Source organism: Cyclobacterium sp. 10D3-21 (genome assembly GCF_055809755.1).
Map to the genome: position 1 here is coordinate 5,823,948 of NZ_CM147924.1, position 17,274 is coordinate 5,841,221.

The following is a 17,274-nucleotide window of genomic DNA, read 5'->3' on the forward strand; positions in this document are numbered from 1 at the left end:
CTCCAAAAAGCAATACATAAACACAAATAATCACACACCTACTTAACCTATGGCATTTCGCACTTATGGGTCTTTTAAACCATATTTAATAGGCTTTACTCCTCCACACTATTCATAAATTAAAACTTATAATTACATCTATACCTATCAAATATTTAGGAATAACACTTAACATAAGTTAATAAAAATTTAAAAAGAAATTATCATCTATTATTATAATATAAATTTAAAACTTTATATTATTGTCCCAATTGTGATAATATCAATTAACAATTAATTTAAAAACCCAATTTATGAAATTTAATATGCTGTATCATCATTGGCTGGTAAAGAAGCTTTTGTTTGGAACGGTGGCCATTTTATCGCTCTCCAGCTTTATTCCCGTCATCGGGGAATCCCCAACAGGCCACAATTACACTACAGACAATCAGCCCTACAATAACTTCGAAAAGACTTTCATTCAGCTTTCTGAAACAATGATGGACGTATCCGTTTCTGGCATTGTCCTGGATCAAGCAGGGGACCCAATCCCAGGAGTAACAATCTCTGTTGCTGGTGCGGGCATAGGAACGGCAACCGATCTTGATGGTAAATACACCCTTTCCGTTCCTGAAGGGTCTACTTTGGTCTTTTCTTTTATCGGTTTTGAGTCCCAAACGATCCCTGTTGGCGATCAAAGTATAATTAATGTAACCCTTAGTGAAGACATTTCTTCCCTGGATGAGGTAGTGGTCGTTGGATACAGTGCCAGACGCCAGTCTGAACTTTCCTCTTCAGTTGCTATAGTTGGTGAGAAAGATTTAAAAAATGGGGTCATCTCCAATAACCTGGGAACCATGCTTCAAGGAAAAGTTGCGGGATTAACAGTATCCAACACAGAAGGAAGGCCTGGAAGCGCTACCAATATAGTGATTAGAGGGGTAGGCTCTATAGGTGCCGGCTACGGCCCCTTATACGTAGTGGATGGTGTTATTGGTGGATCTGCTAACCCAATGGACATTGCTTCAATTACAGTTTTGAAAGACGCAGCAGCAACAGGACTTTATGGTTCCCGTGCCGCCAATGGGGTTATCATCATTACCACCAAAAAAGGAAAAAGTGGTGAAACCAAAGTCAGCTACAGTGGATCAGCAGGGATTAGCCAATTCAGGAATGGCAATTTAGAAATGATGAATTCTGCTGAACTTTATGACAGGCAAAAACAAGGTTTTAGAAACTTTTATGATGCGCAAGTAGCAGCAGGTGTTCCGGTTTATACGAACCAAACCTTTGACCAATACCTTGAAAATGTGTTGCCCTCTTCCCTTTTGGCTTCAGATACTGACTGGCAGTCCTTGCTTACCAGAACAGGTCATGTAAACCAACATCAGCTTTCCGTTTCGGGGGGAAGTGAAAAAACAACGTTCTATATAAGTGGGAACTATTACAATGAACTTGGAACGGTGCTAGGAACGGAATACCAGAACATGGATTTGAGAGCGAACCTGAAACATCAGATTTCTGATAGGGTCACTTTACAAACCAGAATAAATGCAGGTGCAAATAGGGCTCCAAATGAGCCTTTAGGTGGCCAGGAAGGCACCATGACGCAATTGTACAATAATTTACCATGGGACCCTGCTTTTGAAGCTGATGGAACAACACCCTATAATCCTCTGGAAGCAGGGAACACCTGGATTGGAAATGCCAAATCAAATTATTTCTACAACAAAGATCACCAAAGGGATATCACCAAAAACATGCGATTTGGAATCGACCTTCAACTTGACGTGGATATTACAGATTGGATGAGATTTTCCACCACAAATAGGGTTGGATTAGCAGGAACAGATTGGACACAACTTCTGGACAAAGACCACCAGTTGGCCAGCTTCGAGAATGGCAGAGTAAGCCAGACTTATACTTATGACCAATCTTTCCTTACCTCAAATCTTCTGAACCTGGAACACCGAATCGGTGACCACAGTTTTGCGGGAATATTGGGCCAGGAATACAATTATCTCACCTCCTCTTTTACCGGAGCCGTTGGAATGGATTTAGCGGGTGATTTAAGTGCCCTAAGTGCTGCAGGAAGCCCTAAGTCCGTCGCAGGAAACAGTACCGAAACAGGTTTTTCATCCTATTTTGGACAAGTAGACTATAATTATCAAGGCAAGTACTTTTTGGTCAGCTCTGTTAGAAGAGATGCCTCTTCCAGATTTGGAGCCAACAACCGATGGGCCACTTTCTACTCCGTTGGAGCATCATGGAATGTCAATAGGGAAAACTTCTTGAAAGATGCGACATGGATTGATTTATTGAAGGTAAGGACAAGCTATGGTACAACAGGAAATGCCAATATTGCTCCATACCTATCCCTGGGAACTTACAGCTTCACCTCTAACAGTACTTACAACGGACTTTCAGGAGCGCGTCCTGCACGCAGGGAAAATCCAGATTTAACCTGGGAAATGGCTTATACCACCAATTTAGGGTTGGAATTTTCCATGTTTAACCGCGTAAATATTGAGGTCGACTTTTACAATCGTGTAAATAAGAATTTGTTACAAAATGTACCCCTATCTGCTTCCAGTGGTTTTGCAAGCCAGCAAAGAAATGTAGGCTCTGTAAGAAACCGAGGGCTTGATGTCAGTATCACCACCGTCAACCTGGACGGAGCCATTAGATGGGAAACCAATTTCAATGTAAACATTAACAAAAATAAGGTTTTGGCATTGAATCAGGGAGAAGACATTGCCAGTGGGCAGATGAGGATTCGGGAAGGTTTGCCTATGAGGTATTTCTATATGAAAGAATGGGCTGGAGCTGACCCACAGACAGGCGATCCACTTTGGGTAAGGTGGGAAGATGCTGAAGGCAACCTAATTCATGGTGCGGATAAAACTGAGCCCGCTACTATTAGCACAACCAATACGTACAATGCGGCAAGCAACTTGTTTGTAAGTTCAGCCTACCCGGATTTTACGGGGGGTATTAGAAATGACCTTTTTTATAAGAATTTTTCCTTAAGTGTTTTGGCCAATTATGCTGTTGGACAAAGCATTTACTTTTCCCACAGGGAGCGGATAGATTCTGATAATAACAGTACCAATCAAAACCAGATGAAGCTTCAAGGGGATTGGGTGCGTTGGGAAAACCCTGGTGATATCGCCACCCACCCACGATTGCTAAGCGGTGGAAGTGCCTCGAATGGGACGTCCTCCAGGTATTTGGAAGACGCAAGTTATTTCCGCATCCAGAATGTGAGATTGGATTATGCGTTTCCCGAGAAAGTTTACAAATTTTCGGGTTTGAGAATTTATCTCAGCATGGACAATTTGGCCGTTTTCACCAAATTCAGTGGTGGAGATCCAGATGTAAATATGGAAAACCCAGTAGTCGCCCAATCAGCCAATAGCGCTAGGTTTTCTCCTACCAGAAAAATCCTTCTAGGTGTCAGTTTTGATCTTTAAGAATTTTAATCGCCATAAAATGAAAAAAATTATAAATATTTTATTAGTGACCGTTTTCATGGGATATTTGACAGGCTGCGATGATCTTGAGTATTATCCTACCGATCAATTGTCTGACGAACAGGTTTCGAATTCGCCTGAATTACTTTCTAACATTACCATAGGCACCTATAGCCGCCTAAGAGAAATGCGGTATGTGAGAAACAGGCAGGCAGCCCAGGAATTCCCAAGTGATGATGCCGTTTGGGTGAAGAACAGCGGAGACAACAGAATGCTGACTTACAGTTACCAGCACATTGTAAACTCTTCTGTTTCTACCCAATTCTGGCAGGAAGCCTACTATGGCATCTTTTCAGCCAACAAAGTAATTGAAGCCATTGATGACAACGCCGATGAGGAAAATCTTCAGCTTAAAGGAGAAAACTTATTCTTAAGGGCATTTATGCATTTTGATCTTGTGCGAATGTTTGGAAGACCCTATTCTCAAAGTCCTGAAACTAACCTGGGCGTAATGATCAGGGACAATACAGATGTATCTGCATTGCCTCCCAGAAGTACCGTGAAAGAAACCTTTGAATTCATTGAAAGCGACCTTTTAAAGGCAGCTAACTTGATGAGCATAAGCAAGCCCTCCATTTTTGGATCCAAAGAAGTGGCCTGGGGAATGCTTGCACGTTTATACTTATACATGGAGCAGCATGACAAGGCCATTGAATATGCTGACAAGGTCATCAACTCGGGTAGATACAACCTGCTTGAAACCTCTCAATTTGGAAGTTATTTCACCTTGCTTCCTGAAAACAATCCTGAGACGCTTTTTGCCATTAAGCTTTTGGAAACAGAAAATATGGGAAAGGGATCCATAGGATCATTGTACCACTCCCAGGGTGGTTGGGGTGAAATGTATGCCTCTAAAACCTACAGGGATTTGATTTATCAAAATCCAAACGATGAAAGGGTCAAATTCATTGATCCAGATTATATCTATGATGATCAAGGCAACAGGATACCTGATCCTACAGAAGACATTGGTTTCCTCCTCCGAAAAAGAGATGGTTTGTCTCAATATTTCATCAATAAATACACCTTGGAAGGAGGCGTTCAAATGCTTTCTTCACCCATAGTAATGCGTTTGGCAGAAATGTACCTGATCAAAGCAGAGGCTTTTGCCAAAACGGCTGGAATGGAAGCCGAGGCCATTGAGATGGTCAATATCATTAGAGAACGGGCTGGCTTATCTGGAGAGCAGCTGTTTTCCACCAGTGACTTAAAGGGGTATGCAACGGTCTTGGATGTGGTGCTGGATGAAAGACGTTTGGAATTGGCTTGGGAAGGACATCGTGCCATTGATGTTTATAGAAATAACAGACCAATGGACAGGAGCTCCGTCCAACCTTTTGGATGGTCTGGGCCTACCTTGGTTCTGCCTACCTCCAATAGCATTGTTCATTTAATACCGGAATCAGAATTGGCCTTAAATACTAACCTCGTCCAAAACCCCACGGAATGAGCAATAGACTGATGAAACATGGCCTCTTAAATTTGATTTTGGTTGGCTTGATGCTGGGAGCAATAGGCTTTGTCGGATGCAGTTCAAAAATGGAAAAACAAAAGAAAAGACCTAATATTCTTCTTTTGATGTCAGATAACCATTCTTGGAACCATTTGGGATGTTATGGCGACCCAGTAGTCAAAACACCTAATATTGATCGCTTGTCAATGCAGGGAATTAGGTTTACGAATGCTTATTGTGCGGCACCTTCTTGCACGCCTGCAAGAGCATCCATGCTTACCGGAATGGATATATGGAAATTAGAAGAGGGGGCAAACCTATGGGGAACCATCTCTTCTAAATTCCAGGTATTTACACACATGCTTGAGGAATCAGGGTATTTGGTAGGCTTTCAAGGGAAGGGATGGGGGCCAGGAAATTATGAAGCCGGTGGTTGGGAGCGTAATCCAGCCGGTGATCAATATGAAACTTTCCAGGCATTTTTAAGTCAACGTGAAAAAGGACAACCATTTACCTATTGGTTCAGCTCCCGAAATCCACATCGTCCCTATTCTGACAATGCGACTAAAGTGAACATTGACTTGGAGGCTATTAAAGTCCCCTCCTATTTACCAGACAATGATTCGGTTAGAATGGACATGGCTGATTACTATGCTGAAATCCAAAGTTTTGACAGTGAAGTCGGGGCTTTTCTTAGGTTATTGGAAGAATCCGGTGAAATGGAGAACACGCTAATCGTTGTTTGTAGCGACAACGGATGGCAAATGCCCCGTGGCTTGGCCAATCTTTATACCTTTGGAACAAAGATACCTCTGATTGTTTCCATGCCTGACAGGTTTAAAGGAGGTCGGGTGATAGCTGATTTTGTAGGCCTTAGTGATTTGGCACCTACCTTTCTCGAATTGGCGGATATTGCAGTCCCTACAGAAGTGACAACCAAAAGTTTGGTAAATATTCTGGAATCAAAAGGTGATGGAACAATAGAACCGGACCGCGACTTCATGGTGACGGCAAGGGAAAGACATGCCTTTGTTCGGGCAGGTGGTGCTGGCTATGGAGGACGATCTATTGTTACCAAAGATTATCTTTATATTCGGAATTACGAGCCAGAACAATGGCCGGCAGGCGATCCCCCTTTGTATGGAGATGTTGATGCCCATATGCTCCATTATCCCTCTCCTACCAAAGAGTACATGCTTCGGTATCAGGAGAAAGAAGGGGTAAAAGAACTCTTCAATCTGGCCTTTGATAAAAGACCTGTAGAGGAGTTGTTTGACCTTCGCACGGATCCATACCAATTGAACAATGTAGCAGAGCAAGCTGAATATCATAATGCAAAGGAAATGCTTTCTAAAAAACTCGATGCCTACCTTACAGAAACAGGTGATCCAAGAGTGATTGGAGGTGAAATGAAATGGATAGGAGCTCAATACTTCGCTGAAAGAGATAAAAGACCTACTCCGAGTAAAAATTCTCAGGAAGTTTTCGGGCTTAAAGCCGAATACAATTACTTGGATGAAACTGTAAAGCAAGAAAAATAATGGCCAGAAAAGGTAATCCCATAAGGATGAAAAGGAGATACTAAAAATGTGTCCCATTAAACTTTTAAAAAACACATCTTTCAACCCAGGATTCCTTAACCTGGCTAATCCGAAATGATTTTCTCAGGAGATGTAAACAGGATTGCTAAACCCAGAAAAATATGGGGTGTATTTTGTTATCGAAAAAAGATTGAAATAAAAATCAATGATACGATTAGTGTTAAAATTTAGATCATTTAGTTTCAAACTTAACATGCATTATTTCCTTTTGATAGGCTTGTTGTTTTCATTGCAAAATAGCTATGCCCAAAAGATAATTATAGCTCCGGAGATGCATCATTTGCGTTTTGGAGACAGCCCGGAATGGGCGGATTTCTCCCGGGAATCAGAAGGTAACCGTATAGAAATTCCTTTTGTGGTAAAAAATTCTGCAGGAAATAAAACCCTACAAATCCGGCAACAGGATATAAAACAAACATGGCAGGTAAAGCTCAATGGCAATCAACTGGGGAATTTGGATAGGGATGAGAAGGACAAGATCATTTACCTGGAAATCCCCTCTGGATTACTCAATCCAGGCCATAATAGTATCCAGATTGAACAGCAAGGGAATGTGCCTGATGATATAATGGTTGGCCAGATAATCTTAGATGATAGGCCTTTGACAGAAGTATTATCGGAAGGCATGCTACATATAGAAGTCTATGATAAAACAAGTGGCAATTTGCTTCCCTCTATAATCACCGTAGTTAACGCTGAAGGAACCCTTCAAACAGTAGGGGCACCTTCTGATGAGTATCTTGCGGTAAGACCAGGAGTTGTCTACACAGGTAATGGAAAGGCTTCGTTTGGACTTCCCTCAGGAAATTTTATCATTTATGCTACCCGGGGATTTGAGTACGGAGTTGATTCTCTTCAATTGACCATAAAACCAGGAGATCAAATCCATAAAAAACTTTACATCAACCACGAAGTACCAACGGAGGGTTGGATCAGTAGTGACACCCATATCCATTCCTTTACCCACTCTGGACATGGTGACGCCACTATGCAGGAACGAGCCATTACCATCGCTGCCGAAGGGATTGAATTTCCAATCATGACCGATCACAATGTGCATATTAATATTGAACCCGCCTCCAGGGAAATGCGGGTTAATGCCTACTTCACCCCAGTTATTGGTAATGAAGTAACTACTCGCTTCGGACACTTCAATATTTTCCCTGTAACCGAAGAAACTCCTATACCGGAAATAAAAGCCGAAAACTGGGATGTGCTCTATCGAAACATGCAAAAAACAGTGGGCCAGGGCGTCATCATATTGAACCATGCGCGTGATGTGCACGGTGGATTCCGGCCCTTTGATCAAGAAAGGCATATTGGGGATGCTGGAGTTAACCTGGAAGGTTGGGAAGTTCCAGCCAATGCGATGGAAGTCATCAATTCAGGTGCCCTTCAAACGGATATTATGCGTTTATATAAAGACTGGTTTGGTATGCTAAACAGGGGCTATTCCATAACGCCTATTGGGGCCAGTGACTCTCATGATGTTAATAGGTATCGGGTGGGGCAAGCCAGAACCTATATCCGAAGCCAAAGTAAAGATCCAGGAAAAATAGACGTGGATGAAGCCACTCAAAATATTCGAGAAGGAAAGGTTATGGTAAATTTTGGTCTTTTGGCTGAAATGGTCATCGATCAACAATATGGACCGGGGGATCTGGCACCTAATTCGGGAGAGATCAATGTAGCTGTGCGTGTTTTGGGTCCTGACTGGCTAGATACCGATACCGTAAGCCTCTACGCAAACGGTATAAAAGTACGTGAAGCAATCCTTTCAGGGGAAAGCGAAAGTGGTACAGGAATAAAATGGACCGGCACCTGGACCCTTCCCAAGCCAGCGCATGATGTTTTTCTTGTCGCCATTGCCACAGGACCTGGAAAGCCCTTGCCTTTTTGGCAAATAGGCAAGCCTTACCAACCGGATTCACCTTTGTGGGAACCAAAGATAATGGGTTCATCGGGTGCAGTTTGGATTGACGCTGATGGTGATGGCCTCCGCACAAGCGCTTTCGGGTATGCCCTTAAGCTATGGAAAGATTCAGATGGTGAAATTGATAGCTTTATAGAAAAACTAGCACCCTATGATGAGGCGGTTGCAATACAGGCAGCTTCTATTTTAATGAAAGAGGGGTTTTTAGGTAAATTAATGAATAGCGAAAAACCATTGCATCAGGCATCTCCAGCAATAAAGGCTGGATTTCATAAATATCATGAGGCATGGATGCTCTCTAAAGGTATTAAAGAAAATCCTTAACGGAAGAAATATTAACCAATGTCATTCAGGTAGGATGACCCTCTAATGAAGAATAATAAACCCAGTCAATAAAAAATCAGTTATGAAAAAACCATTTTATTTCTTAGCACTAGGACTTGTCTGCCTTCTGTTTTCTGTTTCTTGTTCTCCTAAGGAAGAAGAAACAGAAATAAAAAGGCCTAATATACTTTTTGCCATTGCGGATGATGCTTCCTTTCCCCATATGGGTGCCTATGGAACCAGCTGGGTAAATACGCCAGCATTTGACAGGGTCGCCAAAGAAGGCATTCTGTTCATGAATGCCTATACCCCAAATGCTAAGTGTGCGCCTTCAAGAGCATGTATCTTAACAGGAAGAAATTCCTGGCAGTTGGAAGAAGCAGCCAATCATAGCCCTAATTTTCCTGCCAAGTTCACAACATTTATGGAGGCTCTCAAAAAAAACGGATATTATACAGGCCATACGGCAAAAGGCTGGGCTCCGGGCAACCCCGGAGAAGTTGATGGAAAAAAGAGAGAACTGACAGGTCAAGCGTTTAACAAGCACAAAACCACTGCTCCCACTAAAGCCATTAACCTCACTGATTACGCTGCCAATTTTGAGGATTTTCTGGACCAGAGACCTGAGGGTGAGCCCTTTTCTTTCTGGTATGGCTCCACCGAACCACACCGGGCTTATGAATTCCGCTCGGGTATTGAAAAAGGAGGTAAGAAACTGGAAGACATTGATAAAGTACCCTCCTTTTGGCCGGATAACGATACGATAAGAGCAGATATGCTGGATTATGCCTATGAAATAGAATATTTCGATCAGCATTTACAAAAGATGCTTGAAGTGCTAGAGGAAAGAGGAGAACTTGAAAACACCATTGTGGTGGTTACAGCTGATAATGGAATGCCTTTTCCTCGAATAAAAGGGCAGGAATATGAATATTCCAATCATCTGCCACTTGCAATCATGTGGCCAGCAGGAATCAAGAATCCCGGCCGAAAAGTGGACGATTTCATCTCCTTTATTGATTTTTCCCCCACATTTCTGGAGGTAGCCCAGATTAGTGAAGAAGAGGGGAATATGCAACCTATAACAGGAAAGAGCTTAACAAATATTTTCTCCAGTGATAAGTCTGGCAGAGTTGATCCCAGCAGAAATGCTGTAGTGATAGGAAAAGAAAGACATGATGCGGGACGACCACATGATTGGGGTTACCCTATAAGAGGAATAGTAACGGATGAGTACATTTACCTACATAATTTCGAACCGGATCGTTGGCCAGCAGGAAATCCTGAATCAGGTTATTTGAATACGGATGGTAGTCCTACTAAAACGTTTATCCTAAACCATAGAAGGAATACCGGATCCACAAAATACTGGGGACCTTCTTTCGGCAAAAGGCCTCAGGAAGAACTTTACCACATCAGCAAGGATCCAGATTGCATGGAAAACCTAGCCATACATCCTGAATACCTGGCGGTGAAAAAGGAATTGAAGGAAAGCTTGTTTGAACAACTAAAGGGACAGGAAGATCCAAGGATGTTTGGTAATGGTCATATTTTTGATGAATATGAATACATAGGAGCCTCCTCCAATAGTTTTTATGAACGCTATATGAATGGAGAAGAAATGAAAGCGGGCTGGGTAAATGACACTGATTTTGAAAAAGACTTTGTCGATAAAGATCAATAAAATGCTATGTAGGAAATTAGGAAAGGGGTTCGTCATAGCCTGACGGATCCCTTCCTATTTAGGGGCTAAACTTACATAAAACGCAGGTTTTTAATAATTTTTCATTAAATTAATTCTTCTGTAATGTTTGGCCGGTGATTTTATTACCTCCCAAAACCCAGAACAAAGCTTTTAACCCCACACCTAAGCAATCACCTCATGAAAATTAGATCTTACCTGCTATTGCCTATAGTATTGTTAGCCTTTGCCTGTCAGAGCAATACGAAGAAAAAAACCATCACCGAAGAAAGTAAAAAAGCTGTTCCGGAAGGAGTTACCTTCAACAAGGAAACTTTAAAAAGATTGGGTGCTAGTGGTGACAATTGGTGTCTTACCTGGGCAGCTGATGGTTCGCAAATAGTTTCAATGTGTGATGGCAACTGGCTGGATCAAAAAAATTACGCATCACAAATCCACAACCACCTTTACAGAATAAAAGGAGGCCCGGAAAACTTTGAAAGGGAAGACCTTCCCAATTACCCTGAATTCAGTGGCAAGGAAGGAAGTTGGTTTGGCTATGGGATTGTTTCTGTAGACGGCAAGGTGTACTCGGCAGCTTCCAAGACACCTGGCCCCTCTTGGTCAGGGCCCTTTACAGGGGTAAAGCTTTTGAAGTCAACTGACAATGGCGATTCTTGGTCCCGTGTAGACAGAGAAGGAAATGAACTTGCACTTACGGCCATGGACAGCATGAGAAATGTTGTCAATGAGCAGGAAATGTTTTCATTAAAGGAGCATGGGCTACCTCATCAAACACAGGAAGCTTATCCTTTTTCTTTTTTCGATTTTGTGCAAAATGGCAAAGACAATTCAGCCGCCAAGGATGAATACGTGTATATTTATTCCCCGGAAGGTGCCAAAGCCCATCAACTGACCTTAGCGAGAGTACCTCATGATAAAATCGAAATTCGAAGTGAATGGCAATATTTCACAAAGTATGACCAAAACAACGAGCCCCAATGGTCAAGTAAAATCACTGACAGAGGCTATGTACATACTTTCCCGGAAAAAAGCAGCAAAGACCATTATTTCGGATGGTACTCCTGGTTGCCTTCTGTTGTCTGGAACGAAGGGCTAGGCCTTTACATTATGGTCAATGGTGGTACTTATGGTGGTCATGGCATGAGCAACTCGGATGAGGATTATTACCACAGTTGGATGCATACCGAAACGGGCAGTCTTGGTTTTTGGTATTCAGAAAATGCCTATGGCCCATGGACACAATTTCACTATTCGGAATACTGGACCGTCGACGACACCAACAATAGAACCTACCAACCAAAGCTATCTCCAAAATGGATCAGTGAAGACGGTAAAAAAATGAACCTGATCTGGTCCGATGCCATGAAAAACGAACAGGGAAATTCTCATTCGATCAACTATATATGGAACCAAATGGAGATCGAAATCGAGATTAAATAACCTTTAATCCGAAATAGGCATCAGCCATTCTATAACGGGATGTAAATAAAATTCAGGTTTTTGATTATTTATATCTAAATGAATTTAGGATTGGTAGGCAAACCTACTGTTTCAAAATAAATAGAAAGATACCTTTAACCCCAGCCCCTAAGCAACCCTAATATGAAATTGAAATCCAATCTGCTATTGCCTATACAAATATTGCTGGCTTTCGCTTGCCAAAGTAACGCTGAGAAAAAATCTGCTATTAGTGAAACTATAGCCCCTTGAGGCTTAGTCGCTTCCGCCGAGAAAATATTTTACCTAAATGATTCTACAGCTCCCACATCAACTTGTTTTCAATTTGTCCCAGAATTGAACAATTATTTAATGTTAAATGAATTCACAAATGAGATCATTTTTTACGATTATGACAATGGATCAATTAAGGATAAAATTCACTTTCCAGCCCAAGGTCCAAATGGAATTGGGGATAATGGGTTAAGTTTTCATTATGCAAACAAGGATTCTATATTTATATCAAATTCTTGGCAGAACAAAGTATTTTTATTCGACGAAAAGGGAACTTACCTAAATTCTTTTCAATTTGAAAAGGAGGGATTAGAGGAAGGAATAATGACAAGCACTGGCAAATCAATGTTTCTAAAGAAAAGCACCCTTTATATTCCCGCAGGTATAACCGGCGCATTACTTGAAGACAATACAAAGCTTAATACTTTTTTTAAACTAGAATTAACTACTGGAAACTTTTCAAACATTACAAAAGGCCTGAATCCTATAACCATGGCAACTGGGGAGCAAATTGCATGATGGACTTTAGCTACACTACGGTTAACAACAAAGAAAACACCATTATTCAAACCTTTCCAGTTGACCCCAATGTTTACATATTTAAAAATGATCAACTTATTGAAAAGCATGAAGTAAAGAGTCAATATTTCGATGAGGTTCCGCCTATGTCTTTGAACAGAGACAAGGTAATGGACTGGAAAGAATCTGTGGTTTACGATTATTCAACCTCCCACTATTTCAATATTATTTATGATGAATTCAGAGATGTCTATTATAGACTAACCTTATTGGGAAACACGATAGATGAAATAAATAATCCAGAAATCCAATACGATCAAGAATTTACCATCATGGTATTGGATAACGAGTTTAAAGTATTAGGAGAGACAAAATTTCAAAGAAACAACTACAATGTATACACCACCTTTGTAAATGAAAAAGGTTTGCATATCCAATTGAATCCAAAAAATTACACCAATGAAGATCAAATGGAATTTGAGATACTTTCTTTAACCCGCAATTTGCAATAATAATTCTTTTATTTCCTTTCGCTTTCAGGCAGGGTTAAATTGGCAACCTTTTTCTCAGTATACTTTTCAGGGTCGTAAAGAACAATCCTATCCAAAAAATGATGGGCAGACCTTGCTGAGACCTCTAGCGAATAGGAACCCTTTTCCCTGAAGCGTACGTAAATTTCATGGGCATCATTGTCACTGGTTTTGGCACGCCATGTCCAGTCAGTAGTGCCGTTGCTATAAATTTTAAACCAACCTTCCTTTCCTGCTCCCTCGGGACAATCATCCTGACATTTTCCGTGGGGTCTTACAATATGTTCTTCTTTTTTTCCAAAAAAATCTGTTGCATCAGGAACTCTGAGCCAGGTGTCATTATTATCAGTTGAAGAGGTCCCTATGCCTACTTTCGAATGCCAGATTAATTTATATAGCCCAGGATTATTGATTTCAATAGGATACTTAAGTGTTTTATTCCCGGGATCTTTGAAGTGCTCAGTTGTAGAATACAAGTAATGAATCGTAGCCCCATCTACATTCGAACTATCTCGAACCCAATTCCCTAGCCTTTCTGCCGACTCAACTTCTATAATCAGCAAGGAGTTTTGCTCACTGAAAACAACTTGCCCTGCCGCTTGAAAGCTTATCAGGTTAATGAATAAAAGTAGCTTTGCTGGTATGCTTTTCATAAGTCATTCTGAATAAGCAATATAATAGGATTCAATTTAATCAATTTTCACTAAAAAACGCTGTAAAACAAAGACCTTCTAATATGGAAATTGAGTAAAAAGATCTCATTACTATTTTTAGTAAAAAATTTGGCCCTCCAAAAGTTATTTTGATGGAAGCATGCAGATAGAATGGCGAGACAATATTTCTTAAAAAAAAGCAATGCAACTCACCTAGGATTAATCAAATCTCAGACCGAATGGAAAAACGTAAAGGTCGAAAGGGAAAGTACTAGAGGGGGTAAACTTATGCTAGATAAAAAAAAAAAATCATAAAACAGCTTTGATGCCCATCTATGATGGTCTTTGAAATTGTAGGAAAATACTAATTAGGTAAGATATAAAGAAGGCAGGTTTGATTCAGAAACCTGCCTTCTTTGAATTAGTTTCCGGGCTTTATTAAAAACCGAAAGTGTAGAATGCACCAATTCCTGCCACATTTCCTCCTTCTTCCATGTTTAATAAATAAGAAAGCCTTAATCCTACTGGGACACCATTAATAAAAGCACGAACACCTCCATTAACAACAGGCCCTGAAGCTTTATTGGTAGAGACGCCATCAAAATTACTCCCTCCACCTAACCTATTAATTCCGTAACCTACACCAGCATAACCACCTACTGAGGATCTGGTATCAGCATGGGCCCCGTGGCCAAAGTTTATTTCGGCAACAACGGGAAGATCCATTGCGAAGGATGCGCTCCCTGAACTTGTATCGAGCATGAATCCCAAGCCCAGATGTGTGCCAACTGAAACAGTCATTTCTCTTCCTAATTCAACCACATTAATTCTTGGAGAATATAGAATACCAGGAGCACCAATTGTAGAGGTGGATTCAGAGTATTCAGTGGAAGTGGTAGAAGTACTTACATAATAAGCTGCTCCTAAAGAATGTGAGAAAGATACTTGCCCTAAAGAAACTTTAGGTAGTACAAAAAAGACAATGGCAATAGTAGCCAAAAGTAATGTTCTTTTCATAATAGATACGATTAAATAATTTTAATAAAAATGTTCTTTTAAATAATTAGTCAAAGGTAAATGAAAAAATTTAAAAATCCATAAAAATGTAATTCAAATATAAAAAAAAGTATTTAAAAACTTTAACACTTGTTTAAGACCCATTTTTAAACGTTTATTTCCATTGTTTTTACGCTATAATTTCCTGAATAAATACCAAAAAAAACAGGGCTGAATGGGACAAAAAAGCCCAGGAAATAAAGCAAAATTTAATCTTTAGTCTGAAAACCAAAGGCTTAACAAATTTCTTTTGGTTCACAATTGAGCTCAACTCAAATCGTAGAAGATCTGAAAGAGTTTTTTAAAAAAAATATTTTGAAAATAGACTGGAAGCAGGGCTAAAAAGCAAGACTATAAATCGACTACCTATATAGATCCCATTAAAGCTATGGTCTATATAGACCTAATCTTCCAATAATAAATAGCTGATATTGGGCGACCCTTTTTTAGCAAAAACAGTCTGACCATATTTCCAGAAGTAGTTCAGGACGAGCCACTCCTTCTCTTTAATTTATTTTAAAAGATGATAACCCTCTGCATTAAGGCTTTGTGGTGATAGGAAATAGCTATTTCTGTTACTTTGCCGACTGTTTTAAAACACTAAGGCTCCTTCGTAAGTTTTTGACTTTCCTGGCATAAGCGGGTGAAGAAACAACATTAAGGGTTTCATGAGGATCATTCCTTAAATCATATACCACCTCGTACTCATGTTCTGGATAATAAATGTATTTAAAATCTTTTCGGATTACTGCCTGAGATTTGGGAAGTTGTGGGCTACCCAAAAATTCATGCTCGTAGAAAAATGCTGTTCTATCCAAGCCTTTTTTGTTCCTCGCAACCATTTCCAAAAGATCGATGCCCTGCATGCGCTTTGGCATTTCAAGGTTTGCTAATTTTAATATGGTAGGGCCTAGGTCTATATTCAATGCAATTTTCTCCGTTGTCTCTCCATTAGATTCGAGGTTTCTGGGGTCATAAATAATCAATGGAACCCTAATGGATGCTTCAAAAGGATACCATTTACCCATCAGTCCATGTTCACTCAAGGAAAAACCGTGGTCACTGGTATAAATGACAATCGTATTATCATCCAAACCTAAGGCTTTTAGTTTTTGCATGATTGTACCGACTGCATCGTCCAGGCCAGTTACCATCCGGTAATAATTCTTTGCATTTTTTTGAAAGAGCTCAGCACTTGAAAAGAAACCCTGCCATCTAGACCTGGCGATATTGTCATCGGTTCGGAAAAAATCCGGGAAATTATCCCAGTACTCGGGGGCAGCAGTCTCTGGAACAGGGATTTCAAGGTTTTCATACAACGGAAGGTATCTTTCCTGAACATCATAGGTTGCAGGCTTATCTTTGAAAGGATCTATCTCATGTGCGGCCGAAAATCCAATAGATAGGAAAAATGGAGCCTCCGATTGATACTTTTCGAGGTAGTCCACTGCTTTTTGTACAATATTGTCTGTTTGGTGCATACCTGAGGCTGTCCGCTTGGGCACATTACTTTCCCAGTGGTCAAAATGAGTCACTGGAGGATTTTTCCCTATGCCCCAGGTACCGATCAGGCCGATCTTATACCCTCCTTTTTTAAGTACTAGCGGATAGGTCTCCAACAAAGCATCTTCAGAAAAATCTGTGGCAAAATCCTCTATTCCATGGCGTGACATGTATTGTCCAGTGAAGAAGCTGGCCCTACTTCCAGTACAAATAGCGGTCGTGACATAAGCATTCTCAAACCTTACTCCTTCTCTAGCCAATTGGTTTAGATGAGGTGTCTGCACAAAAGAATTCCCAGCCACTCCTAAGGCCTCTGAGCGGTGGCTATCAGAAATAATAAAGATTATATTGGGTTGTTTTTCCTGCCCAAATCCAGACAAAGAAACAACCAAGAAAAACAACCCGGATATTATAAACTTTATTTTACTCTTTGTATCGTATCTAAATGAATTGATTTTTAGGGCCATGTCACAAATGAATTGATGGGAAAATTTTTAGAAGCTTTATTCCTATGCTTTGGAATGTAAATTACTATTTTATTTTAGCTTCTTTTTTGATTTTATCCATTTGACATACTTTTACCATGCCTATACTTTACTTTTCATTGCTTCCATGTTATCAATCCTGCGGTTAAACCATTGCATGGACAAAACACTTATTTGTACTCCCATTGTGTTTAGGGTATAAGTAAATCCAGACCTTCTTGCGATAGATCAGAGATACTATAGTTTAGAACATACCAACTTGGTTTCTC

The 17,274-nt window shown here is 40.5% G+C and carries 11 protein-coding genes; 8 read left to right on the top strand and 3 right to left on the bottom strand.

From position 1 onward, the window contains the following. Positions 1–293: 293 nt before the first annotated feature. The 8 genes from AC0L7T_RS22480 (at position 294) to AC0L7T_RS22515 (ending at position 13,290) form a co-directional block, all read left to right on the top strand. Positions 294–3,452 (top strand): SusC/RagA family TonB-linked outer membrane protein, encoded by a 3,159-nt coding sequence (locus AC0L7T_RS22480; RefSeq protein ID WP_473338580.1) that lies wholly within the window; start codon positions 294–296, stop codon positions 3,450–3,452. A gap of 19 nt (positions 3,453–3,471) precedes the next feature. Next, positions 3,472–4,962: a RagB/SusD family nutrient uptake outer membrane protein gene (locus tag AC0L7T_RS22485; RefSeq protein WP_473338581.1), complete on the top strand. Its 1,491-nt coding sequence runs from the start codon at positions 3,472–3,474 to the stop codon at positions 4,960–4,962. Then, positions 4,959–6,506: a sulfatase family protein gene (locus AC0L7T_RS22490; RefSeq protein ID WP_473338582.1), complete on the top strand. Its 1,548-nt coding sequence runs from the start codon at positions 4,959–4,961 to the stop codon at positions 6,504–6,506. The genes AC0L7T_RS22485 and AC0L7T_RS22490 overlap by 4 nt, the downstream gene beginning before the upstream one ends. A 253-nt stretch (positions 6,507–6,759) precedes the next feature. After that, the gene (locus tag AC0L7T_RS22495) at positions 6,760–8,823 is read left to right on the top strand and encodes a CehA/McbA family metallohydrolase (protein WP_473338583.1); all 2,064 of its coding nucleotides are present in this window, start codon (positions 6,760–6,762) and stop codon (positions 8,821–8,823) included. Between the two features lie 82 nt (positions 8,824–8,905). Further along, the gene (locus AC0L7T_RS22500) at positions 8,906–10,507 is read left to right on the top strand and encodes a sulfatase family protein (RefSeq protein ID WP_473338584.1); all 1,602 of its coding nucleotides are present in this window, start codon (positions 8,906–8,908) and stop codon (positions 10,505–10,507) included. Positions 10,508–10,705: 198 nt separating this feature from the next. Then, complete coding sequence (locus tag AC0L7T_RS22505) at positions 10,706–11,968, top strand: hypothetical protein (protein ID WP_473338585.1); 1,263 nt, start codon at positions 10,706–10,708, stop codon at positions 11,966–11,968. Between the two features lie 354 nt (positions 11,969–12,322). Further along, positions 12,323–12,778, top strand: a complete 456-nt coding sequence (locus tag AC0L7T_RS22510; protein ID WP_473338586.1) for a DUF4221 family protein — start codon at positions 12,323–12,325, stop codon at positions 12,776–12,778. Next, positions 12,775–13,290: a DUF4221 family protein gene (locus AC0L7T_RS22515; protein ID WP_473338587.1), complete on the top strand. Its 516-nt coding sequence runs from the start codon at positions 12,775–12,777 to the stop codon at positions 13,288–13,290. Before AC0L7T_RS22510 ends, AC0L7T_RS22515 begins: the two co-directional genes overlap by 4 nt. An 8-nt stretch (positions 13,291–13,298) precedes the next feature. On the opposite strand, the gene AC0L7T_RS22520 is transcribed toward AC0L7T_RS22515, so the two are convergent. The 3 genes from AC0L7T_RS22520 to AC0L7T_RS22530 all read right to left on the bottom strand — a co-directional run bounded on the left by AC0L7T_RS22520 (position 13,299) and on the right by AC0L7T_RS22530 (position 16,987). Further along, a complete protein-coding gene (locus AC0L7T_RS22520; RefSeq protein WP_473338588.1) occupies positions 13,299–13,961 on the bottom strand; it encodes a hypothetical protein in 663 nt (220 codons plus the stop codon). A 438-nt stretch (positions 13,962–14,399) separates the two neighbouring features. Next, positions 14,400–14,978 (bottom strand): hypothetical protein, encoded by a 579-nt coding sequence (locus tag AC0L7T_RS22525; RefSeq protein WP_473338589.1) that lies wholly within the window; start codon positions 14,976–14,978, stop codon positions 14,400–14,402. 614 nt (positions 14,979–15,592) lie between these two features. Further along, entirely contained in the window at positions 15,593–16,987 is a 1,395-nt protein-coding gene (locus AC0L7T_RS22530) for a sulfatase family protein (RefSeq protein WP_473338590.1), read from the bottom strand. Between the last annotated feature and the right edge of the window lie 287 nt (positions 16,988–17,274).